Source organism: Sphingomonas koreensis, assembly GCF_002797435.1.
Lineage (GTDB): Bacteria > Pseudomonadota > Alphaproteobacteria > Sphingomonadales > Sphingomonadaceae > Sphingomonas > Sphingomonas koreensis.
In genome coordinates this window covers 3,752,470-3,773,487 of record NZ_PGEN01000001.1, presented here as the reverse complement: position 1 = coordinate 3,773,487, position 21,018 = coordinate 3,752,470, and the positions used below count along the sequence as shown (strand labels likewise).

Genomic DNA, 21,018 nt, shown 5'->3' with positions numbered 1-21,018 from the left:
CGGCGCCTAGCCGCGCGGCATCTGGAGCGATGCAAAACAGGTAAAGCCGCTCGTCCCGCGCTGCAGGCGGCGGATATAGTTGGTATAGGCGCGGCTCTGCTCGGAACTCGTGCCCGGCAGGATCCCACCGTTCATCGCCTTCCTGACGTCCTCGCCCCGGAAGGGCCGCACGGCCGGCGGAAACGCCCCCTTGGTTCCCGGCGGCACGACCTTTCCATTGGCATCGATATAGCTGCCCGCACGGCCCGGATCGGGCACGGGGATCTCGCAATTGAGCACCGACCCCGCGGTCTGCGCCAGCGCCGGCTTGATCGAGACGATCGCCGAAGCGCTCGCGGCGCCCAGCATCAGCGCGCGGCGACTCGGCCGCGACGTCTCACCTGCGTCCGGCCCGCTATCCTGGGAATGTTCGTCGGCCATGCTCTACTCCCTGCCACATCTGCCTTTCACAAAGGTGAATCGGGCGCAAGCACCGAAGCGGTGGCGAAGTGTCCCGGATGTGGGCTAGAGCCCCGTTATGTTTGGGCTTTCCAGAACCCGCACCGCTTTCGTGCTGCTCACCGTGCTCGTCACGGCCATTGCGGCCTTGCTGGCAGCCGGGATCGAGGCTGGCGGAATCGCGCTGGTCGGCGCGATTATTGCCGCAATGATCGCCGCTTCGCCGGCCGAACATGCGGCATCCGGTCTCCTTGCCCCCGCCCCCGTCGCCGACAGCATCGCCGACGCGATCGAGGCGATCTTCGAGCCGGTGCTACTGGTCGCCGAGAATCGCGTCATCGCCGCCAATCAGGCCGCGCGGACGCTGCTCGGTGCACATATATTGGGCGAGGACGTCCGCGTCGCGATCCGCCACCCCGCCGCTGCGGAACGCCTGCTCAATCCCGAGGACGCTTCCGGCGCCCCGATCCAGCTGGTCGGCCTTGGCGCGCGGGACCAGCATTGGGAGATGCGGGTACGCACGCTGCCGGGCGGACATCGTATCGTGCATCTGGGCGACCGCACCGGCAGCCACGCCGCCGACCGCATCCGTGTCGATTTCGTCGCCAATGCCAGCCACGAGCTACGCACGCCGCTCGCCTCGATCCTCGGCTTCATCGAGACACTGGAGGACGCCGCCGACGATCCCGAGACCCGAACGCGCTTTCTGGGCGTCATGGGCAATGAGGCGCGGCGGATGCAGCGGCTGATCGACGACCTCATGTCGTTGTCGCGGATCGAGGCGGAGAAATATCGCGCGCCCGACGATTCGGTCGACCTGCCCTTGCTGATCGACGAGGTTCAGGCCGAGCTTGCCGCGCTCTCGCCGAAGCGCGCGGGAGATATCGTGGTCGATGCCGATCCCGTAGTCCCGATCCGCGGCGATCGCGTCCAGCTCTCGCAGCTGCTCCACAATATCGTCGGCAACGCGATGAAGTACGGCCGCGCCGGAACCCCCGTCTCGGTCTCGCTTCGTGCCGCGGGCGAATCGATGGTGCGGCTGTCGGTGACGGATGAGAGCGAAGGGATCGCGCCCGAGCATCTGCCCCGCCTGACCGAACGATTCTATCGCGTCGATTCGAGCCGCAGCCGCGCCGCGGGCGGCACCGGCCTCGGCCTCGCCATCGTCAAGCATATCGTCGAGCGGCATCGCGGACGATTGGATATCGCCAGCACCGTCGGTACGGGTACGTCAGTGACGATTCTTCTGCCCACCGCCCCCCATCCGGGGTCGTTGTCATCATAACGTAACGCAACTGCAACACAGGCCCGACGACGGGGCCGGCCACCCGCCACTCGCGACTCGCAAAACGGCCGAGGGGACTTTTCAGATGCGCAGCTTCACTCTGATCGCGCTCACCGCGCTGGCGCTTGCCGGCTGCGACCGTCAGGCGACCCGTGACCAGATCAAGGTGGTCGGTTCCTCGACCGTCTATCCGTTCACCACCGCCGTCGCCGAAGCCTTCGTCAACAAGAGCACCCAGGCCAAGGCCCCTGTGATCGAGCAAGGCGGCACCGGCGCGGGCATGAAGCTGTTCTGCGGCGGCATCGGCGTCGCGCACCCGGATATCGTCAACGCATCGCGCCGGATGAAGAAGTCGGAGCTGGAGCTGTGCCAGAAGAATGGCGTCACCGAGGTGATGGAGATCCAGATCGGCAATGACGGCATCGCGCTGGCCGAATCCAACGCCGGCCCGAAACTGTCGCTGACCCGCAAGGACATCTACCTGGCTCTCGCTGCCAACCCGATGGGCAAGCCCAACACGGCGAAGACCTGGAAGGACGTCAATGCGTCGCTTCCGGCGATCCCGATCAAGGTGCTCGGCCCGCCCTCGACCAGCGGCACGCGCGATGCGTTCGCCGAGCTGATCCTGGAGAAGGGCTGCGAGGAAGCCAATCCCGAGGCCAAGGCGCTCAAGGATTCGGACAAGAACAAGTTCGAGAATCTCTGCCTGCTGATCCGGAGCGACGCCGCCTATGTCGACTCGGGCGAGAACGACAACCTCATCGTCCAGAAGCTGTCTACCGACCCGAACGCGCTCGGCATCTTCGGCTATTCCTATCTCGAAGAGAACAAGCAGCGCCTGCATGGCGTGCCGATCGACGGCGTGACGCCGAGCTATGAGACGATCGCCGGCAACAGTTACCCCGGCGCCCGCGCGCTCTACATCTACGTCAAGAAGCAGCATCTGAAGGCGGTACCGGGGCTCAAGGAGTTCCTGACCCAGTATTCGCAGATGTGGGCGCCGGACGGCCCGCTGGTGAAGCGCGGCCTGATCGCCAGCCCGCAGGCTGCGCGCGACGCCGCGACCAAGGCGATCGACAGCGAGACGGTGCTCGACGCCGCGTCGCTGAAGTAAGGCGAGAGCCAGCCCCGTGAACCCCTACGCGCTTCTCTTCCTCGTCGCGGGGCTGGGCGTCATCGCCTGGCTCACCGGCCGCGCGCGCGCCGCGCGGTTCGGTGCGGCCAGCAAGCACCGGCTCCATTCGCTCCCGGGCCAGCACGGCCTGTACGTGGCGATGTGGACGGTCATCCCGGCCCTGATCTTCGTGATTGCATGGGGCATCCTTACGCCGAGCCTCGCCACCGATGCGGTGCTGAAGGCGCCGCAGGCATCGGGCCTACCACTGTTCGGATACGAGCGCGACGCGATCCTCAACGAGGTACGCGCGCGGGCGGCGGGCGGCGGCTACGGCTTCTATCCGCTCGCCGAGCAGCTCGCTCCGATCTACAGTCAGGCCAGCCGCTTCTACGGCTGGCTGGGCACCGGCATCGCAATCCTGCTCGCCTTCGCGACCGGTGCATTCGCCTATACCCGCATCAAGGCTGAGTTCCGCGCGCGCACCCGCGTCGAGCGGACGGTGATGCTCGCCCTATTGGTCGCATCGCTCATCGCGATCCTGACCACGCTCGGCATCTTCCTGTCGCTGCTGTTCGAATCGCTGCGCTTCTTCTCGATGGTGCCGATCACCGATTTCCTGTTCGGCACATTGTGGAGCCCACAGGTGATCGACCCGGCTGATCCGGGCGCGACGCTAGGCGCAGTGCCGCTGTTCTGGGGCACCTTCTTCATCGGCGCGGTGATTGCGATGCTCGTCGCCATCCCCTTCGGGCTGATGAGCGCGATCTACCTCACTCAATATGCCCGCCCCGCGGTGCGCCAGTGGATGAAGCCGCTGCTCGAAATCCTCGCAGGCGTACCGACCGTGGTCTATGGCTATTTCGCCGCGCTCACCGTCGGCCCCGCGATCCGCGACGTCGCGGTTTCATTGGGCTTCACCTATGCCAGCTCCGAGAGCGCACTGTCAGCGGGGCTCGTCATGGGCGTGATGATCATCCCGTTCGTCTCTTCCATGGCCGACGATTCGATCGCCGCGGTACCTCGCGCAATGCGCGACGGCAGCCTGGCGATGGGCGCGACGACCAGCGAGACGATCCGCCGCGTGCTGCTGCCGGCCGCGCTCCCGGGGGTGGTCGCAGGCGTGCTGCTCGCGGTCAGCCGAGCGATCGGCGAGACGATGATCGTTGTGATGGCCGCGAGCGGCGCCGCCAACATCACGCTCAATCCGTTCGAGAGCGCCACCACCGTCACCAAGCAGATCGTCGATCTGCTGACCGGCGAGGCCGAGTTCGACAGCCCCAAGACCCTCGCCGCCTTCGCGCTGGGCCTGACGTTGTTCATGATCACCTTCCTCCTCAACATCGTCGCCCTGCGCGTCGTGAAGAAGTATCGCGAAGCATATGAGTGAGCTGAGCCACCGCGCGCCCACCGACTGGAAGACGGATGAGATGCAGAAGCGCATCCGCAAGCGCTATCGCGCCGAACGCCGGTTTCGGCTGATCGGCATGAGCGCGGTCGTCATCTCGGCGGCGTTCCTGTTCTTCCTGCTCGCCACGATGATCGGCAACGGCGCCGCCGGGTTCATGCGGACCGAGGTTTCGTTGCCGATCGACTTCAAGTCGGCGCCGCTCGAGGTCGATCGCGCCCAGCTTGCCACGCGCGGCGCCGATCTGGCGCTGGCGGGTGCAGGCCTGGAGGATCGCGTCCAGAACGCCGCGACCGCGGCGTTCGGCGAGAAGGGCGAGGAGCTGATCGCCGAGAACGCCTGGACCGCCGTTCGGGACGCGATCAAGGAAGACCCCAATCTGCTGAGCCAGAGTACGCATATCTGGGTGCCGGCATCGAGCGAGCTCGATGCCGCCGCGGACGGCGGCGGCGAGCCGGAGTTCCGCACGATCGTCCAGCAACTGCGCGAACGGGGTGCACTGCAGAGCGGCTTCAACGCGAGCTTCCTGAGCCGCGCCGACTCGACCGATCCCACCGCGGTAGGCATCTGGGGGGCGCTCAAGGGCTCGATGCTCACCATGCTGGTGACGCTGCTGATCGCCTTCCCGATCGGCGTGCTCTCGGCCGTGTATCTTGAGGAATATGCCCCCAAGAACCGTTGGACCGACCTGATCGAGGTTTCGATCAACAACCTCGCCGCGGTGCCCTCGATCATCTTCGGCCTGCTCGGCCTGGCCGTGTTCCTGGGCATGCTCGGGCTGCCACGCTCGGCGCCCCTGGTCGGCGGGTTGACGCTTGCGCTGATGATCATGCCTGTGATCGTCATCGCCGGACGCAACGCGATCAAGGCCGTGCCGCCATCGATCCGCGACGCCGCGCTGGGCATTGGCGCCAGCCGCGTACAGGTGGTCTTCCATCATGTGCTGCCGCTCGCACTGCCCGGCATCCTCACCGGCACGATCATCGGCATGGCGCGTGCGCTGGGCGAGACAGCGCCGCTGCTGCTGATCGGCATGCGCGCCTTCATCGTCACGCCGCCGGGCGGCGTGTTCGATCCCGCCACCGTGCTGCCCGTCCAGATCTTTCTCTGGTCGGACGAGGTCAGCCGCGGCTTCATCGAGAAGACCAGCGCGGCGATCATCGTGCTCCTGGCTTTCCTGCTCGCGATGAACGCCCTCGCCATCTATCTTCGCAACAAATTCGAGACCCGCTGGTGATGACCTCAGTTATGACCCAAACCGACCTAGCAGACTCCGCCGACACCAGCGCCGCTCCCGCACGGCCGGCTGAACACGCCAAGATGGCGGCGCGCGGCGTCAACGTCTTCTATGGCGAGAAACAGGCGATCCGCGACGTCTCGATCGACGTCGATATGGAGAATGTCACTGCCTTTATCGGCCCCTCGGGCTGCGGCAAGTCGACCTTCCTGCGCACGCTCAACCGCATGAACGACACCGTCGCGAGCGCGCGGGTCGAGGGCGAGATCACGCTTGACGGCGAGAACATCTACGACAAGTCGATGGACGTGGTGCAGCTGCGTGCACGCGTCGGCATGGTGTTCCAGAAGCCGAACCCTTTCCCAAAATCGATCTACGAGAATGTCGCCTACGGCCCGCGCATTCACGGGCTGGCACGCGCCAAGGGCGACATGGACCAGATCGTCGAGCGCTCGCTCAAGCGGGCGGGCCTGTGGGAAGAGGTCAAGGATCGCCTGAACGACAGCGGTACCGCGCTGTCGGGCGGCCAGCAGCAGCGCCTGTGCATCGCCCGCGCAATCGCGGTCGATCCCGAAGTGATCCTGATGGACGAGCCATGCTCGGCGCTCGACCCGATCGCGACCGCCAAGATCGAGGAGCTGATCCACGAGCTGCGCGGCCGCTACGCGATCGTCATCGTCACGCACAACATGCAGCAGGCGGCGCGCGTTTCGCAGCGTACCGCCTTCTTCCACCTCGGCACGCTGGTCGAGTATGGCGAGACGGATCAGATCTTCACCGCCCCGCGTCAGGAGCGGACCAAGGACTATATTACCGGAAGGTACGGGTAATGGCGACGACCGGTCACGAACATACCGTCAAGGCGTTCGACGAGGACATCAAGCATCTGCGTGCGCTGATCTCGCAAATGGGCGGGCTGGCCGAGGAAGCGATCCGCGACGCGATGATCGCGCTTCAGCGGGGCGACACCAAGCTCGCCAAGGAAGTGCGCCGCAAGGACAAGGCAATCGACGCGATTGAGGCTGAGGTCGAGAAGCTCGCCGTCCGCGTCATCGCCCTGCGCGCGCCGATGGCCGATGACCTGCGCGAAGTGGTCGCCGCGCTCAAGATCGCCGCCGTGATCGAACGCATCGGCGACTATGCCAAGAACATCGCCAAGCGCACCCCGCTGATCCACGCCAGCGACGGCGAGCGGATCGAAGCGATCTCGCTGCTGCCGGCGATGGCGCAGATGGCGGGCGACATGGTGCACGACGTGCTCGACGCCTTCTCCGCCCGCGATGCCGAAGCGGCGATCCGCGTGTCCGAGCGGGACGCACGGCTGGACGACTTCTACGACAGCATCTTCCGTACGCTGGTGACCTATATGGTCGAGAATCCGCGCACGATCAGCGAGGTCGCACACCTGCTGTTCGTCGCCAAGAACATCGAACGGATCGGCGATCACGCCACCAACGTCGCCGAGATGGTGTATTTCGCTGCAACCGGACAGTATCTGGCCGATCGCGATACGGATACCGCGGAGAACTGACATGAGCCGCGCACGCATGCTGCTGGTCGAGGACGATGCCGCACTCGCCGAACTGCTCACCTACCATTTCAAGCGTGAGGACTTCGACGTCCGCCACACCCCAGACGGCGAGGAGGCTTTGCTGCTCGCCAAGGAAAGCGCCCCTGACATCGTCCTGCTCGACTGGATGGTCGAGAGCCTGTCCGGGATCGAGGTGTGCCGCCGCCTGCGCCGGATGAGCGAGACGGCCAACGTCCCGATCATCATGCTGACGGCGCGCGGCGAGGAAGAGGACCGCGTTCGCGGGCTCGAGACCGGCGCGGACGACTATGTCACCAAGCCCTTCTCGCCGCGCGAGCTGGTCGCGCGCGTCGGCGCGGTGCTGCGCCGCGTTCGCCCGGCGCTCGCCGGGGAGGCGCTGACCTATTCGGACATCGAGATGGACACGGTCGGCCACAAGGTGCGCCGTGGCGGCGACGTCGTGCCGCTCGGCCCGACTGAGTTCCGCCTGCTCAAGCATTTCCTTGAGCATCCGGGCTGGGTGTTCTCGCGCGAGCGGCTGCTCGATGCGGTATGGGGGCATGACAGCGACATCGAGAGCCGCACCGTCGATGTGCACATCCGGCGCCTGCGCAAGGCGATCAATACCGGCAACCGCCCCGATATCATCCGCACGGTGCGCTCGGCCGGATACGCGCTCGACGCGGGATAGATTCCTGCCCTGACGCGTTGGCGGGCTGAGCAAAATGCTCTGACCCGACCAACGTCAGGAGAGAATCCCATGAAGCTTCCCGCTGTTGCCGCGGCTGCCGCGGCGCTCGCGATGACCAGCGGCTCCGCGCTGGCCCAGGACACCCATGCCGCACCGGCGGCTAGTGCGCCCGAAGCCGCGCCCGCCCCGGACCCCGTCGGCGGCTATCAGCCCTCCACGCCCGCGATCCAGGGCGACACCAGCAGCGGGCAGAAACCGGTCTTCCAGCCCAACCCGCAGACGCCGAGTCAGGCCTTCCCGCCCCCGCCGCCGCTGCAGAAATATCCGCTGTGCAAGAAAGGCCAGACGGACAATTGCCGCCAGCGCGGCGGCTGATTCCGTGGGCGCGGCGGTCCGCCGTCGCGCCCATCGTCAGCGGGGCTTCACGATCCAGTTTCGCTTGGAGAGCCGCACCATCGGCACGTGGCAATAGGCACATTTGCTTTCGTAGGTATCTCCGACAGGACGCACGGCGGACTCTGCGCGCGTATGCTTCCCTCTCAGACAATTCAACCGCCCCTTCAACCACTTGACCATTGAGCCCCCCGCCAGTTGGCCGGGAGAACATGGCTCAGACCCACCGGTCCCGTCGAGTGCCATTTAGCACTGGCGAGCCGTTCACTCTCTTTGCGAGTCTTGCGAAAGTGATGCGCGCGCGCCACTAGCCGTACGAAGATTCGAGGAGGCGGTATGGCGATCAGGTTCGACGGGCGTGTGGCGATCGTGACAGGAGCCGGAGGTGGCCTCGGCCGCGCCTATGCGCTCGAGCTGGCGCGGCGCGGCGCAAGGGTCGTGGTCAACGACCTTGGTGGCTCACGCGACGGTACCGGTCACTCCGATGCCGCCGCAAAGGTCGTCGAGGAGATCGAGGCACTGGGCGGCGAGGCGCTGGCCAACGGCGGCAGCGTCACCGACTATGCCCAGATGGAAGCGATGGTCGCCGCCGCAAAAGAAAAATGGGGCGGCGTCCACATCCTGATCAACAATGCCGGCGTCCTTCGCGACAAGAGCTTCGCGAACATGGAGCCGGAAGATTTCCGCTTCGTGGTGGACGTTCATCTCAATGGTTCGGCCAACGTCACCAAGGCCGTCTGGTCGACGATGCGCGACCAGAATTATGGCCGCATCCTGATGACAGCATCCTCGACCGGCCTCTACGGCAATTTCGGCCAGGCCAATTACGGGGCAGCGAAGCTCGGGCTCGCCGGCCTCACCAAGACGCTGTATCTGGAAGGCGCAAAGTACGACATCCGCGTCAACACCATCGCTCCCACGGCGGGAACACGGATGACCGAAGATATCTTCCCCGAAGCCGCTTTCCAGGCATTCACGCCTGAAAGCGTCGCGCCAGCGGCCCTGTTCCTGGTAAGTGAGGATGCGCCGACCAACATGATCGTCGGGGCAGGCGCCGGGGTGTTCCAGGCTGCCTATATCACGCTGACCCCGGGGGTCCGGCTTGAGGGAGAGGATCTCACCCCGGAGGGTATCGCCGCGAACTGGAGCGCTATTACGGACCGGATGGGAGAAATCGTCCCCAAGTCCGGCGGCGAACAGGCGATGACGATCATGGCCAAGCTTCAGCGTTGATCCCGCCGGGAATCGGCGGAAAATAGACATCCGTTCGCAGTCGGAATGATCCAGCGAACCGCCCGAACGGCCGGATTACGGCGGTCCGGGTGCTTCGTTCCGCCCGAAACTACTCAAAATGACATGACTTCCCGTTCAATCGCGCAAAATGAGTAGTTGATCCGTTGCGCATGTCCTGAATTCCGCCTTCACTTCTCCCGAATTGGGGGATTTCAAAGCGTTGGTGCGTTGCGATTTCATTGCTGGAGAGGCGCCCAGTGATGGCGTTTGAGCCGGCTCAACAGCATCAGGCTGCGGCCCCGCTGCAAGGACCGTTGTTCGAGGGGCTGCTGGCCGAGTTCGCGGCATCCGCAATATCCGCCGGTATCGGAGCGCTCGGAGCCCCCAATCGCGTACTGATCTTCGCCGCTGCAGCGCGGGCCTGCGGGCCATTCGACTATGGGCCCGGGCGATCCTATCCGGTCAGCGTCAATGCGCTCGCCGCTTCGCTCGCCCGCCCTTTCGAGACGATCCGCAGGCAGGCGAACCAGCTGATCGACGATGGCCTGCTGGTCCGCGGCGAAACGGGCCTGTCCGTTCCCCTGCAGGTGATCTGCGACCCCCGGGTCGCGCTGATGGCCGACGGCTGCCACGATCTGCTCGTCCGATTGGTGGAGGATGTGCGCGCCGCCAATCTGATGCTGCCCGAACCGCGGCCGGACCGCGTTTATGACCCGCGCGCGGGGATCGGAATCGCCTTCGACCTGTTGCTCGCGACGATCGAATGCCATCATCACCGGCGCGAGAACTGGACGCGCCTTGCGCTGATCTTCGCGATCGAATGGGCCAATCGCCGCTTCGCACATGCCGCCGGCCCCTACTTGGCGCCGGTCAAACCGAGCACGGTCGCGCGCATCCTGGGCCTCCCCTACGCGACGGTCTCACGTAATATCGAAGGGCTGGTCGCGTCCGGAAAGCTGCGCCGCGTGCCGGAGGGGCTGGTGATCGCACCCGATCTGGTCACCGCACCCGCCGCGATCGACGCAAGGCTTGCGCTCACCAATCGTGCGCGCCAATTGCTCGGCCGCCTGGGTCAAGTGGGCTTTCCGCTCGACCAGCCGGCACACGCCTATATCGGCGCACGGCCCGCGCTTCCGGCGCTCGGCTGAAACCGCTTCCAGACGAAACGCCGGAACCTGGCCAGTGCTCCGGCCGTTCGGACTGCATCTACTTCTCAGGAGATGCATGATGGCCAACCAACAGGAACTCCAAGATAAATTCTGGAAAGCGCTCGACAGCGACAGGACCCTGTTTCTCGGTCTTGACGGTATCGACGACGGTCACGCCCAGCCGATGACAGCGCTGCGCGACGAAGACGCCGCTGGCGGCCCGATCTGGTTCTTCACTACAAAGGACAATGGTCTCGTCCGAGCAATGCGCGAAGGTCATCGCGCGATGGCACATTTCGCATCCAAAGGGCACGACCTCTGGGCGACGATCCACGGCAATCTTGTCCTCGATCATGATCGTGCGACGATCGACCGGTTGTGGAATCCCTTCGTCGCCGCCTGGTTCGAAGGCGGCAAGGAAGATCCCAACCTCCAGCTTGTCCGGCTGGATACTGAGCGCGCGCAGATCTGGCTCAATGAGAACAGCCTGCTTGCTGGCGTGAAGCTCCTGCTCGGTGCCGACCCGAAGCAGGAATATCGCGACAAGGTCGCGGAAGTTTCGTTGAGCTGAACCCATGACTTCGCCCGCGCAACGAATCCCTCATTGCGCGGGCGGGCACCGGCGGCCTACAGGCGCCTGACGCCGCCCGTTCCCCGGCCGCGGCCCGACAGGATCGCCCGACACTCTCCATGGCCGCTCATCCCTTCGCCATCCGCAACTACCGCGTCTACTGGATCTCGCGCCTCGCCTCGACGCTGGCGGGCCTGTCGATGGTCGTGGTGATCGGCTGGCAGGTCTATGACCTTGCGCGCGAGACGATGGGGATCAAGCAGGCTGCCCTCCAGCTTGGTCTTGTCGGCCTCGCCCAGTTCCTGCCGCTGCTCGTCCTCACCTTGTTCACCGGCTGGGTCGCCGACCGGCTCGACCGGCGCTGGATCATCCGCGCGGCGATCGGACTCGAGGTATTCTGCGCGCTCAGCCTCGGCTGGCTGACCTGGAGCGGCACCGTCACCCTCCCCGCGCTGTTCGGCGTCGCCGCATTGCTCGGCGTCGCGCGCGCTTTCCTCGCGCCCGCGCAACAGGCGCTGGCGCCCAATCTCCTCCCCGCCGCGTCGTTGCCCACTGCGATCGCGCTGAGTGCGCTCGCCTGGCAGGTCGGATCGATCGCAGGCCCGGCAATGGGCGGCTATCTCTACGCCGCCGCCCCTGCCCTGCCCTATGCGGTTTCGGGCGGCCTGTTCCTGATCTCGCTGACGATGATGTTCCTCGTGACCCCGGTGCCGCGCAGCCAGATCGCGCGCACCGGCAGCCCGCTCCGCCAGATGCTCGACGGGCTCCATTATGTCCGCCAGAACCGGCTGGTGCTCGGCGCGATCTCGCTCGACATGTTCGCGGTCCTGCTCGGCGGCGCAACCGCAATGCTGCCCATCTATGCCCGCGATATCCTGATGATCGGCGCTGATGGCCTCGGCCATCTGCGCGCTGCGCCTGCGTTGGGTGCGGTGGCAGTCGGCCTCGTCCTCTCCTGGCGGCCGCTCAAGACCAATGTCGGGGTTAAGATGCTGTGGTCGGTGATCGGATTCGGCGCGGCAACCGTCGTGTTCGGGTGGGCCGGGCCGCTGATGCGCAACTGGTGGGGACCTTCGATGATCGGGAGCGATTTCGCCCCGGCGGTGATCGTTTCGCTCGTCGCGCTGGCGGCGCTGGGTGCATTCGACATGATCTCGGTCTATGTCCGCTCTTCGCTAATCCAGCTCTACACGCCGGACGCGATGCGCGGCCGGGTCGGATCCGTCTCTACCCTGTTCGTGTCGAGCTCAAATGAGCTGGGCGAGGCGCGCTCGGGCTTTCTCGCCGCAGCCATCGGCCCGGTGGTCGCGACCGTGGGCGGCGGCTTCCTCGCCATCTTGGTAACTGCCTATTGGGCGCGTATCTTCCCAGAGTTGCGGCGTGCGCGAACCTTCGACCCGCCGGTACACCTTGCGGAGCCTATTCCTGAGGAGACGAAAACGTGAAGGCCAACACCATCCTCGAGACGATCGGCAATACGCCGCACATCCGCATCCAGCGCCTGTTCCCCGGCGCCGAAGTGTGGGTGAAGTCCGAACGCTCCAATCCCGGCGGATCGATCAAGGACCGCATCGCACTGTCGATGGTCGAAGCGGCGGAAGCCGATGGCAGCCTGAAGCCCGGCGGGACGATCGTCGAGCCGACCAGCGGCAATACCGGTGTCGGTCTCGCGATGGTCGCCGCGGTCAAGGGCTACAAGCTCATCCTCGTCATGCCCGAGAGCATGAGCATCGAGCGCCGTCGCCTGATGCTGGCCTATGGCGCGACCTTCGACCTCACCCCGCGTGAGAAGGGCATGAAGGGCGCGATCGAGCGCGCGGTGGAGATCGTCGAATCGACCCCGGGCGCCTGGATGCCGCAGCAGTTTGAGAACCCGGCGAACGTGGACGTCCATGTGAAGACCACCGCGCAGGAGATCCTCAATGACTTCGCCGACGCGCCGGTCGACGTAATCATCACCGGCGTCGGCACCGGCGGCCATATTACCGGCGTTGCCGAGACGCTCAAGAAGAGCTGGCCGAACCTCAAGGTCTACGCGGTGGAACCCGAGCTTTCGCCGGTGATCTCGGGCGGCCAACCCGGTCCGCACCCGATCCAGGGCATCGGCGCGGGCTTCGTGCCCAAGAACCTGCACACCGACGCCATCGACGGCGCGATCCAGGTCGATGCCGGCAATGCCAAGGACTATGCCCGCCGCGCTGCGCGTGAGGAAGGGCTGCTGGTCGGCATCAGCTCGGGCGCGACCCTGGCGGCCATTGCCAAGAAGCTGCCCGACCTGCCCGCCGGATCGCGGGTGCTCGGCTTCAATTACGACACCGGCGAGCGCTACCTCAGCGTTCCCGATTTCCTGCCCGAAAGCTGATCGCGGTACCGGAGCGGAGGCACGCGCCGCCGCTCCGGATGCCCCTCGATGGTTCCAACTTCGTCACGCGTGCGTTATGGGCGGCGGCCTTCGCCGGAAAAAGGATAGCGCACGCCCGTGATCGACCCTCTTTCCTCCACCGACTCTGCGCGTATCTCGCCCGGCCTTTGGGTTGCGCTCGCCCTCACCGCCCTAGCGGCGATCCTGGCGCCGCTGCTGATCGTCCTCAATGCGCCCCCGGTGCCACCGGCCGATGCGGTGACCCTGGCGGAAATCCGCAAGCCCAAGCGCGTCGTGCCCAAGGCAGAGCTCCCCTCGGTCGAGCCGGTCCGCCTCGCCGAGCTTCCCATGGATGAAGCGCGGCGTTTCAATGCGACCATCCCCTTCTCCAGGGCGCCCAACCCCGCAGCGCGCCCCTTCTTCCTCACCGGTGCCGCAGACGATCAGGCGCGCGCGGTCGACTGCCTTGCCGCCGCGACCTGGTACGAGGCCGGCGACGATGCCGTCGGGCAGCGTGCGGTGGCCCAGGTGGTGATCAATCGCATGCGCCACCCCGCCTTCCCCAAGAGCGTGTGCGGCGTGGTGTTCCAGGGGCAGGAACGAAATACCGGCTGTCAGTTCACTTTCACCTGCGACGGCGCCATGGGCCGCACACCATCCGCGGCAGCGTGGAGCCGTGCGCGCGACATCGCGCGGCAGGCATTGGCTGGATATGTCTATACAAAAGTGGGCCACTCGACCCATTACCACACCGATTGGGTCGTGCCATATTGGAGCTCTAGCCTGGACAAGGTTGCGGAGGTGAATACGCACCTGTTCTTCCGCTGGACCGGATGGTGGGGCACTCCGCCCGCCTTTCGCCATTCCTATGCCGGTGCCGAACCCGTGATCGCCAAGCTGGCGCGGCTCTCTCCCTTCCACGCCAGCGGGACCGGCCCGGCGGCGCTCGCAGGACTCGCCGTGGAAGGCGTTGCGGTCGATCCCGCCACGATCCCCGAATCCGCGATTCCCCAGCCGGTGACGGGGGAAGCCAGCAACGTCTTCCACGCCGCTTTGGACACCAGCATGGGCGCGGACGCCTTCGCCGCACTCGCGATCCGCACGTGCGGCGAGCGGCCCTTCTGCAAATTCCTCGGCTGGACCGACCGCAGCAAGGTGCCGTCGGCCGGCGCTGCGCCGAATCCCGGGCAGATCGAGGCGATGTCGTTCAGCTATCTGCGCGATCAATCGCAAGGCTTCGGCAAGGCGTTGTGGAACTGCAACGAATTCAAGCGGCCGAGCCCGGTCCAGTGCATGCGCCGCATGCCGATGCAGCCCGCAGCAGTGCCCACGCCCCTGACCGAGAGCGATCCCAAACGCGCCGCCGCGCCCGACGGTTTGACTGGCATCCGCCGCAAGAGCGATGCCGTCGTACCACCGGTCGTGACCGTGCCCGCAGCCCAGCCGGCGCCCGCGCGCTAGCCGATCCGTTCGACCAGCCCGGTTGCCAGTGTCCGCGCATCGGCGCGATTGAGGTCGACGACATCGGGCGCGCCGCCACCGCCAGCGCCTGCGGTATCGACCAGCACGCTCGCGACGCCGAGCCAGCGCTGGACCAGGCCGGCACGGAGCGTGACCGTCTGCACGTTCTCGAACGGGACGATCCAGTCGCGCTGGGCGATGACCCCGCGCATCACCTGCAGGCTGGTATCGCGCAGCGCATAGCGATGGAAACGGCGCTGGAGCAGCGCCGCCCCGGCGATCGGGATCAGCAGCAAGCTGCCTAGCCAGGCAAACGGAGTCACCGCCAGCGCAGCCCCAAGCATGAGCAGCGGCCAGGGGAGCGCCATCAGCACACAACGGATGACGTGCCCGGCTGCAACCGGACGGAGCGGAAGCCGCTCGAAATGCGGCAGGCCTGCCGTCTCGACGATCCATGCGACTTCATGCTCGCGCGCCAGCGGCGCCATCGTCTGCCGCCCGCTGGGATCGTTGCTCCCGCCGAGCGTCTGGAAACTGAGCGCGTTCCAGCCGAGAGCGCCACGCAGCGGACCGCGCTGGACCATGGCGAGCTGGATGCGGCGCATCGCCACCACCACCTCGCTGCGGGTCAGAAGCCCGCGCGTGCGACGGAAACGCCCGCCCCCTGCGCGCAGCGTGAAGCCGTAATCACGCAAGGTTGTGCGAACGACTCCGCTGACCACGCCCAGAACGAGCGCGACCCCGGCGACCGCCAGCGCAGCGGCGATGCTGAAACGTGCCTGCACCTCATCCTTCGCGACCTCGGCCCAGTCGCGCGCGCGATCGATGCCGAAATCGATGAACTGATCGAAGAACTGCAGCATACCGAACAACGCCGCGATCCAGACCAGCGAAAAGCTGAAGATACCGAGCAAGAGGACCCGTGGGAGGGACATGCGGAAGATGACCGGAAGCGCGGCGGCATCCGCAGCCGCCACGCCGATGTCGCCCGATTCAAGCGGCACCGTGGGCGCATGATGCCCGCGCAGCGCTGCGCGCAACCGCTCCGCCTCGGCGAGCGAGACGCTGTCGAGCACCGCCTCGTCCTTTTCGCCGCCGCCGGTTTCCACCTTCACTTCGGCAAGACCGAACAGGCGCGCGAGCGGCTTGCGCTCGATCGACACGTCCTGGATCCGTGCAAGCGGGATCGATCGGCGGCTGCGGTTGAGCAGCCCGCGTTCGATCACCAGCTCATGCTCGGCGACAGTATAGGTGAAACGCCGCCAGCCGACCCAGGTGATCGCCAGCATCACCGCGCCCAGTACCGATGCGGCAAGCAGGATCCAGCCGATGCTGCGTCCCGACGTATATCCGGCAATCGCAGGGAGGCCGATCACCGTCTGGGGCGCGCGGCGCAGGAAATCGATCGCGATGGTGCCCGGATGGACGCGTTTGGGCTCGTTGTCGCTCACGCCTTCGCTCACCAGGGATCGCTCGACAGATGCTCGCGGATCGCGTCGCGGATCTCCTCGGCGGTCTCGCGCGAGATGCCGGGAAGATCGACCTCGCTGTTTGCCGTGCCCGCCGTATGGAGCACCAGGGTCGCCACGCCGAACATCCGCTGAACCGGCCCCTGCGTCACATCGATATGCTGGACGCGCGCGGCAGGGACAATGGTGTGGGACTGAATCAGCCAGCCCGAAGCGACGTGAAGCTCCCTGCCCGTCCACGCCCAGCCCCAGCGCGCCCAGCGTCGGCGCGCAAGCAGGGTCGACCAGACGCCAGCCAGCGCAACTGCCAGCGGTGCGGCCCAGACCGGCAGCCACTCCCAGCTATGCGAGAGTGCCCAGCTCGGAATCGCCACCGCAATCGTCGCGACGACAAAGCCGATGACGCCGGTCAGGCGCATCACGTTGAGCTGACCGCGTTCGAGCGGCTGGAGCGGAATATCGGGGAGTAGCATCGCCGCCGGTTATGCCTGAGGCGCGATCAGGCTCAAGAGGAGATCAGCGGGTTTCGATGCCGACGATCAGCCCCTCGCCGAGCCACTGGCCGAGCATCTGTCCGGCCAGTGCGATGCCATCATCGTTGCCATAGGCATCGACCATCGCGGCGCAGAGTGCTGCGAAGGACACCCCCTGACACGCCAGGAGCAACGCCTGCCGCTCCCGCATATCGATCGCGCGGAAACACGAAACCCCGGCATGGCGCCAGACGATCATGGCACCGGCTTCGGGCAGCATCTCGACACCCGGCGGAATGACGCCATCGGCGAGCGCCGACCAGATCGCGGTGGCGTTGGTGGTCAGTTCGGCGAGATCGATCGTGGGCGTAAAACGCAGCACGGCGCGATCCCAGTCGATCCCGGTAAGATCGTCGTCCAGGGTCTGGCTGTCGGGTCCGACGAAAGCCTCCCCAAGCGCCATGTCGAGCCAAGCCAGCTCAGCGACGTCGGGATCGCCGGGATAGAGGATCGCCAGCGTCGCGGGGAAATCGCGGGGATAGGCGTCGAGCGTCCAGCTGCTCGGCGGGACGCGCGCGATATGCGCGATCACCGCCGCTTCGAACGCCTCGCCGCCGATCCAGTCGCGGGTGCGGGCGAAGCTGTCCTCAAGGCAGGCGACAAGCTGGGCACGGTAGTTGTTGAGATAGGCACGAAGGCCAGGCCCCGAGCCGGAGCCGGAGCCGAGGCGGGTTGCGATTGCCTCATCCTCCCGCGTCAGCCAGCTGCGCATGTCGCGCTGAAGATCGAGCAGGCTCATGCCGCCGCCCGCGCCCCGTCCGCCGCGATCCGGCGGGCGGCGCCCAGTTCGGCGAGCAGTTCGTGCAGCGGCGGGATCGCATCGTCACGCTCGATCATCGTCGCGACCGGGCCGAGACGCGGCAGGACGTGCGCGTAGAGGTCCCAAACCGCGACAGGGACCGGCTGGTCATGAGTGTCGATCAGCAATTCGCCGCCCTGGCTGTGGCCGGCGAGGTGAATCTGGCGAACCCGATCATGCGGCACGCCGTCGAGATAGGCGATCGGGTCGAAGCCATGGTTGATGGCGCTGACGAAGACATTGTTCACGTCGAGCAGCAATTCGCAGCCGGTACGCACGCACATCGCCGCGAGAAACTCCCATTCGGTCATGTCGGCAGGGGCGATGTCGAGATAGCTCGATGGGTTCTCGATCAGCATCGAGCGCCCCAGGGCATCCTGCGCCCGGCTGATATTGGCGCAAACCAGATCGAGCGCTTCAACCGTATAGGGGAGCGGGAGCAAGTCGTGCGAGTTGAACCCATCGATCCGGGACCAGCTCAGATGATCGGAGACGAACAGCGGGTCGATCTCATCCACCAGCGCGCGAAGCCGGGCGAGATAGGCCGGATCGAGCCCGTCGGCCGAACCGATCGACATCGAAACGCCGTGCAACGCCACCGGGTAGCGCGAGCGGACGTCGCGCAATATCCGACGTGGCTGCCCACCATCGACCATGAAATTCTCGGAAATCACCTCGACGAAATCGACGGCGACACGGTGATCGAGGAACTCGGCATAATGCGGCTTGCGCAGGCCGAGGCCGAAGGCATGGCGGGAGAGCGGCATCTTGGTTTCCTGAACTGGCCGGCCCGGCAGGCATTCACCGGGCCGGCGCGGGATCAGTTGGTCTCGGTAAGGCTGCCGCCGGCGGCCTTGCACGCCTTGACCGTCAGCGACTTGAAGCCCTGGCCCTTGCAGCTGTTCTGGCCGCGGCATTCGTTGCTCGCTGTCTTGCAGTCCGAGGTGCCCTTGCAGGTGTTGATGCCGTAGCAATGGACGGTCTTGGCAGCGCCCGCCTTTTCCTTGGCCACGGCGACCGAGGGCATGGCGGCAAGCGCGACGACGGCGGCAGAAGCGGCAACGCTGGCGCCGGTGCGAAGGATAATCATGGGAATGTCTCCAGAATTGGATAGAGCCGGATTGGCTTCCCCCAATTCGGCGCCGCCGCCCCGGCGGTTACAACCGGGGCGGAATTTACCAGCGCAGCAGGCGCGGTCCGACCAGCGCGCCGAGCGCCGAAGCGAGCAGGATGCCGAGCGAATACCAGGTGAGCACGAACACCGCCGACACTTCGGGGCAGTGGAGACAGTAGATGGTCGCCGAGAACGCCCCCGCAGCCAGCCCCGCCGCCGCCCCCGCCGCGCGGAGCCGGGTGGGCGCCAGCCGGCGGAACGACCAGAGCAGACCGACAAAGATCGGGATGGCGAGCAGGAGGACATGCCATGGGCAGCTCGCCCAACTATGCCCGAGCAGCATGTGGAGCCAGTGGCTGGTCGGGACCCGGCTCATTTCCATCGCGCCCATCACGGCCAGCGGCACCACCGGGACGACGAGCAGCCAGCGCCAGCGGAGCATGTTGCTGTCCGGGCGAGCGAGCTGAACGGCGAGGACGAACGCGATGACCGTCAACGAAATGGTGTAGCCCCATTTCATCCAGAAGCTGATCCCGCGCATCGCCAGCATCAGATCGGGACGAATCCCGAGCAACAGCAGCGCGCAGACCGCCGACACCAGCGCACCGAGCAGCAGGCCGACCGCCAGCCGGCGGCCGACCGCATTTCGGCGGACCGGAGGCACGTCGCCCGAGAGGCGGCGGATGAGATCGCCCGTATCCATCATGCCCTCCCCTGTATCCGCGCCGCGAGCGCCTTCAACCCGCGATGCACCGAGACCTTGACGTCGGACTCGCCGAACCCGCCCGCCGTCGCGGCCTCCGCAACGCTGAACCCGTCGATGCGGGTCGCGCGGATCAGCCCCGCCTGTTTGGCGGGCAGGCTATCGAGCAAGTCATCGATATCGATCCGAGCTGCCGTGACGCTTTCGAAATCCTCGGCGACCAGCACTTCTTCCAGTCCCTCGATCGGGCGGAGGCGGCGGTTGCGGCGGAAATGGTCGATCATCTTGTAGCGCGCGATCGCGAACAGCCACGCGGTGAAGGCGCGGCATGGGTCATAGGTTGCGCGGCGCACATGCACCGCAATCAGCGTTTCCTGCACCAGATCCTCGATATCGTCGTCCGAGCCGCTGGCGCGGCGCCGGTAGAAGCCCCGCAGCAGCGGGACGAGCACGCCGAGCAGCGCCGCGTGCGCCGTGGCGTCACCCCCAAGCCCCGCGACCATCAGCTCGCGCAACGCGTCTTCGTTCGCCCGCATGCATGCTCCTCGACCGGAGTTCGGCGTAGCCGGGGAGAAGGTTACACCCGTTCGCAGCGAAATTTCCCAAAGCATTTGTAACCGCGACAGGAGTGCGCGCGAACCTGGTCATGTGACCCGGGCACCCCGCCTCCTCCCCGGATCACCGCGCGGCCCGGCGCCCCTGTACCGGGCCGCGCACCGGAGGTTCCCGATCGAAAGGACAATGAATGCGTTCGACTCATGCCACGCTGGCCGCCGGCCTCGCCCTCGCCACCCTTGGCGGCGCAGCCCTTACCGGGACGGCATCGGCCCAGACCAAGCCCAAGATGGAGAAATGCTATGGCGTTTCACTGGCGGGCAAGAACGACTGTGCGGCGGGCCCCGGCACCAGCTGCGCCGGCACGTCCAAGGTCGATTATCAGGGCAATGCCTGGAAGCTGGTCAAGGCCGGCACTTGCACCACGATCCAGACCCCCAAGGGCAAGGGTTCGCTGACCCCCAAGGCCTGAACCCGCGCCCGGCCGGACACCACCGGCCGGGCCAGCCGGAGACGATGATGATCTCGCTCTATCGCCGCTTCGCGCGGCTCGCATCGGTGCTGTTGCCCGACGCCCTGTTGCTGCTGATTGCGCGGCTGGGCATTGCCGCGGTCTTCTTCCTGTCGGGCCGGACCAAGGTCGAGGGTCTGCTGACCCTAACCGACTCCACTTATGCGCTATTCGAGAGCGAATATGCGCTGCCACTGATCCCGCCGAATGTCGCCGCGGTCGCGGCGACCTGGTCCGAGCATCTGTTCCCGGTACTGCTGGTACTGGGGCTGGGCACGCGGATATCAGCGCTGGCGTTGCTCGTCATGACGGCGACGATCCAGATCTTCGTCTATCCCGACGCCTGGCCGACGCATCTGAGCTGGGCCGCGATCCTGTTGCCGCTGGTCGCACGCGGCGGCGGAACACTCAGTATCGATGCGCTGTTTGCCCGCCGTCAGCCCGTTTCGGGCTGACGGCGCT

At 66.2% G+C, this 21,018-nt stretch carries 24 protein-coding genes; 16 read left to right on the top strand and 8 right to left on the bottom strand.

Annotated features, from left to right (window positions below):
* Nucleotides 1–6: 6 nt before the first annotated feature.
* Complete coding sequence (locus BDW16_RS18055) at nt 7–420, bottom strand: hypothetical protein (protein ID WP_066574668.1); 414 nt, start codon at nt 418–420, stop codon at nt 7–9.
* Between the two features lie 97 nt (nt 421–517).
* Between BDW16_RS18055 and BDW16_RS18050 the strand changes: the two genes are divergently transcribed.
* The 14 genes from BDW16_RS18050 to BDW16_RS17985 all read left to right on the top strand — a co-directional run bounded on the left by BDW16_RS18050 (nt 518) and on the right by BDW16_RS17985 (nt 14,872).
* Entirely contained in the window at nt 518–1,723 is a 1,206-nt protein-coding gene (locus BDW16_RS18050; RefSeq protein WP_066574671.1) for an ATP-binding protein, read from the top strand.
* Nucleotides 1,724–1,808: 85 nt separating this feature from the next.
* Nucleotides 1,809–2,837, top strand: a complete 1,029-nt coding sequence (locus BDW16_RS18045) for a substrate-binding domain-containing protein (RefSeq protein WP_066574674.1) — start codon at nt 1,809–1,811, stop codon at nt 2,835–2,837.
* A 16-nt stretch (nt 2,838–2,853) separates the two neighbouring features.
* Nucleotides 2,854–4,227, top strand: coding sequence for a phosphate ABC transporter permease subunit PstC (gene pstC, locus BDW16_RS18040; protein ID WP_066574675.1), 1,374 nt, complete (start codon nt 2,854–2,856; stop codon nt 4,225–4,227).
* The gene (gene pstA, locus BDW16_RS18035) at nt 4,220–5,482 is read left to right on the top strand and encodes a phosphate ABC transporter permease PstA (RefSeq protein ID WP_066574676.1); all 1,263 of its coding nucleotides are present in this window, start codon (nt 4,220–4,222) and stop codon (nt 5,480–5,482) included. The genes pstC and pstA overlap by 8 nt, the downstream gene beginning before the upstream one ends.
* An 83-nt stretch (nt 5,483–5,565) precedes the next feature.
* Nucleotides 5,566–6,312, top strand: a complete 747-nt coding sequence (gene pstB / locus BDW16_RS18030) for a phosphate ABC transporter ATP-binding protein PstB (protein ID WP_066575006.1) — start codon at nt 5,566–5,568, stop codon at nt 6,310–6,312.
* Nucleotides 6,312–7,013, top strand: a complete 702-nt coding sequence (gene phoU / locus BDW16_RS18025; protein ID WP_066574677.1) for a phosphate signaling complex protein PhoU — start codon at nt 6,312–6,314, stop codon at nt 7,011–7,013. The genes pstB and phoU overlap by 1 nt, the downstream gene beginning before the upstream one ends.
* Nucleotide 7,014: 1 nt before the next feature.
* Entirely contained in the window at nt 7,015–7,704 is a 690-nt protein-coding gene (gene phoB, locus BDW16_RS18020) for a phosphate regulon transcriptional regulator PhoB (protein WP_066574681.1), read from the top strand.
* Nucleotides 7,705–7,773: 69 nt separating this feature from the next.
* Nucleotides 7,774–8,079, top strand: coding sequence for a hypothetical protein (locus BDW16_RS18015; protein WP_066574684.1), 306 nt, complete (start codon nt 7,774–7,776; stop codon nt 8,077–8,079).
* A 354-nt stretch (nt 8,080–8,433) separates the two neighbouring features.
* On the top strand, nt 8,434–9,330 hold the full coding sequence (locus tag BDW16_RS18010) for an SDR family NAD(P)-dependent oxidoreductase (RefSeq protein WP_066574686.1): 897 nt from the start codon (nt 8,434–8,436) through the stop codon (nt 9,328–9,330).
* Nucleotides 9,331–9,590: 260 nt separating this feature from the next.
* A complete protein-coding gene (locus BDW16_RS18005; protein WP_066574688.1) occupies nt 9,591–10,478 on the top strand; it encodes a hypothetical protein in 888 nt (295 codons plus the stop codon).
* 79 nt (nt 10,479–10,557) lie between these two features.
* Nucleotides 10,558–11,049, top strand: a complete 492-nt coding sequence (locus BDW16_RS18000) for a pyridoxamine 5'-phosphate oxidase family protein (RefSeq protein ID WP_066575007.1) — start codon at nt 10,558–10,560, stop codon at nt 11,047–11,049.
* Between the two features lie 119 nt (nt 11,050–11,168).
* On the top strand, nt 11,169–12,494 hold the full coding sequence (locus BDW16_RS17995) for an MFS transporter (protein ID WP_066574689.1): 1,326 nt from the start codon (nt 11,169–11,171) through the stop codon (nt 12,492–12,494).
* A complete protein-coding gene (gene cysK / locus BDW16_RS17990; RefSeq protein ID WP_066574691.1) occupies nt 12,491–13,411 on the top strand; it encodes a cysteine synthase A in 921 nt (306 codons plus the stop codon). The genes BDW16_RS17995 and cysK overlap by 4 nt, the downstream gene beginning before the upstream one ends.
* A gap of 117 nt (nt 13,412–13,528) precedes the next feature.
* On the top strand, nt 13,529–14,872 hold the full coding sequence (locus BDW16_RS17985) for a cell wall hydrolase (protein ID WP_241230486.1): 1,344 nt from the start codon (nt 13,529–13,531) through the stop codon (nt 14,870–14,872).
* Here BDW16_RS17985 and BDW16_RS17980 read toward each other — a convergent pair.
* From BDW16_RS17980 to BDW16_RS17950, 7 genes are all read right to left on the bottom strand, one after another.
* Nucleotides 14,869–16,323 carry a PH domain-containing protein gene (locus BDW16_RS17980; protein WP_125958810.1) on the bottom strand — a complete coding sequence of 485 codons (1,455 nt, stop codon included), beginning with the start codon at nt 16,321–16,323 and terminating at the stop codon, nt 14,869–14,871. The two genes, BDW16_RS17985 and BDW16_RS17980, sit on opposite strands and share 4 nt — an antisense overlap.
* An 8-nt stretch (nt 16,324–16,331) precedes the next feature.
* Nucleotides 16,332–16,814: a PH domain-containing protein gene (locus BDW16_RS17975; protein WP_066574697.1), complete on the bottom strand. Its 483-nt coding sequence runs from the start codon at nt 16,812–16,814 to the stop codon at nt 16,332–16,334.
* A 43-nt stretch (nt 16,815–16,857) separates the two neighbouring features.
* The gene (locus BDW16_RS17970) at nt 16,858–17,613 is read right to left on the bottom strand and encodes an HvfC/BufC N-terminal domain-containing protein (protein WP_066574699.1); all 756 of its coding nucleotides are present in this window, start codon (nt 17,611–17,613) and stop codon (nt 16,858–16,860) included.
* The gene (bufB, locus tag BDW16_RS17965) at nt 17,610–18,440 is read right to left on the bottom strand and encodes an MNIO family bufferin maturase (protein WP_066574702.1); all 831 of its coding nucleotides are present in this window, start codon (nt 18,438–18,440) and stop codon (nt 17,610–17,612) included. The genes BDW16_RS17970 and bufB overlap by 4 nt, the downstream gene beginning before the upstream one ends.
* A 53-nt stretch (nt 18,441–18,493) precedes the next feature.
* Nucleotides 18,494–18,763: a BufA2 family periplasmic bufferin-type metallophore gene (gene bufA2, locus BDW16_RS17960; protein WP_066574703.1), complete on the bottom strand. Its 270-nt coding sequence runs from the start codon at nt 18,761–18,763 to the stop codon at nt 18,494–18,496.
* Between the two features lie 85 nt (nt 18,764–18,848).
* Nucleotides 18,849–19,490: a DUF1109 domain-containing protein gene (locus tag BDW16_RS17955; RefSeq protein WP_066575012.1), complete on the bottom strand. Its 642-nt coding sequence runs from the start codon at nt 19,488–19,490 to the stop codon at nt 18,849–18,851.
* Nucleotides 19,490–20,026, bottom strand: a complete 537-nt coding sequence (locus BDW16_RS17950) for a sigma-70 family RNA polymerase sigma factor (protein WP_066574704.1) — start codon at nt 20,024–20,026, stop codon at nt 19,490–19,492. The genes BDW16_RS17955 and BDW16_RS17950 overlap by 1 nt, the downstream gene beginning before the upstream one ends.
* 209 nt (nt 20,027–20,235) lie before the next feature.
* Here BDW16_RS17950 and BDW16_RS17945 point away from each other — a divergent pair, with 209 nt between their 5' ends.
* Nucleotides 20,236–20,517, top strand: coding sequence for a BufA1 family periplasmic bufferin-type metallophore (locus BDW16_RS17945; protein ID WP_066574707.1), 282 nt, complete (start codon nt 20,236–20,238; stop codon nt 20,515–20,517).
* Between the two features lie 44 nt (nt 20,518–20,561).
* A complete protein-coding gene (locus BDW16_RS17940; RefSeq protein WP_066574710.1) occupies nt 20,562–21,011 on the top strand; it encodes a DoxX family protein in 450 nt (149 codons plus the stop codon).
* Nucleotides 21,012–21,018 lie beyond the last annotated feature (7 nt).

What these genes read in the sequence shown, in the direction of transcription:
- BDW16_RS18055 (WP_066574668.1), bottom strand. Translation starts at nt 420, where the DNA reads ATGGCCGACGAACATTCCCAGGATAGCGGGCCGGACGCAGGTGAGACG.
- BDW16_RS18050 (WP_066574671.1), top strand. Translation starts at nt 518, where the DNA reads ATGTTTGGGCTTTCCAGAACCCGCACCGCTTTCGTGCTGCTCACCGTG.
- BDW16_RS18045 (WP_066574674.1), top strand. Translation starts at nt 1,809, where the DNA reads ATGCGCAGCTTCACTCTGATCGCGCTCACCGCGCTGGCGCTTGCCGGC.
- pstA (WP_066574676.1), top strand. Translation starts at nt 4,220, where the DNA reads ATGAGTGAGCTGAGCCACCGCGCGCCCACCGACTGGAAGACGGATGAG.
- pstB (WP_066575006.1), top strand. Translation starts at nt 5,566, where the DNA reads ATGGCGGCGCGCGGCGTCAACGTCTTCTATGGCGAGAAACAGGCGATC.
- phoU (WP_066574677.1), top strand. Translation starts at nt 6,312, where the DNA reads ATGGCGACGACCGGTCACGAACATACCGTCAAGGCGTTCGACGAGGAC.
- phoB (WP_066574681.1), top strand. Translation starts at nt 7,015, where the DNA reads ATGAGCCGCGCACGCATGCTGCTGGTCGAGGACGATGCCGCACTCGCC.
- BDW16_RS18015 (WP_066574684.1), top strand. Translation starts at nt 7,774, where the DNA reads ATGAAGCTTCCCGCTGTTGCCGCGGCTGCCGCGGCGCTCGCGATGACC.
- BDW16_RS18010 (WP_066574686.1), top strand. Translation starts at nt 8,434, where the DNA reads ATGGCGATCAGGTTCGACGGGCGTGTGGCGATCGTGACAGGAGCCGGA.
- BDW16_RS18005 (WP_066574688.1), top strand. Translation starts at nt 9,591, where the DNA reads ATGGCGTTTGAGCCGGCTCAACAGCATCAGGCTGCGGCCCCGCTGCAA.
- BDW16_RS18000 (WP_066575007.1), top strand. Translation starts at nt 10,558, where the DNA reads ATGGCCAACCAACAGGAACTCCAAGATAAATTCTGGAAAGCGCTCGAC.
- BDW16_RS17995 (WP_066574689.1), top strand. Translation starts at nt 11,169, where the DNA reads ATGGCCGCTCATCCCTTCGCCATCCGCAACTACCGCGTCTACTGGATC.
- BDW16_RS17975 (WP_066574697.1), bottom strand. Translation starts at nt 16,814, where the DNA reads ATGCTACTCCCCGATATTCCGCTCCAGCCGCTCGAACGCGGTCAGCTC.
- BDW16_RS17970 (WP_066574699.1), bottom strand. Translation starts at nt 17,613, where the DNA reads ATGAGCCTGCTCGATCTTCAGCGCGACATGCGCAGCTGGCTGACGCGG.
- bufB (WP_066574702.1), bottom strand. Translation starts at nt 18,440, where the DNA reads ATGCCGCTCTCCCGCCATGCCTTCGGCCTCGGCCTGCGCAAGCCGCAT.
- bufA2 (WP_066574703.1), bottom strand. Translation starts at nt 18,763, where the DNA reads ATGATTATCCTTCGCACCGGCGCCAGCGTTGCCGCTTCTGCCGCCGTC.
- BDW16_RS17955 (WP_066575012.1), bottom strand. Translation starts at nt 19,490, where the DNA reads ATGGATACGGGCGATCTCATCCGCCGCCTCTCGGGCGACGTGCCTCCG.
- BDW16_RS17950 (WP_066574704.1), bottom strand. Translation starts at nt 20,026, where the DNA reads ATGCGGGCGAACGAAGACGCGTTGCGCGAGCTGATGGTCGCGGGGCTT.
- BDW16_RS17945 (WP_066574707.1), top strand. Translation starts at nt 20,236, where the DNA reads ATGCGTTCGACTCATGCCACGCTGGCCGCCGGCCTCGCCCTCGCCACC.
- BDW16_RS17940 (WP_066574710.1), top strand. Translation starts at nt 20,562, where the DNA reads ATGATGATCTCGCTCTATCGCCGCTTCGCGCGGCTCGCATCGGTGCTG.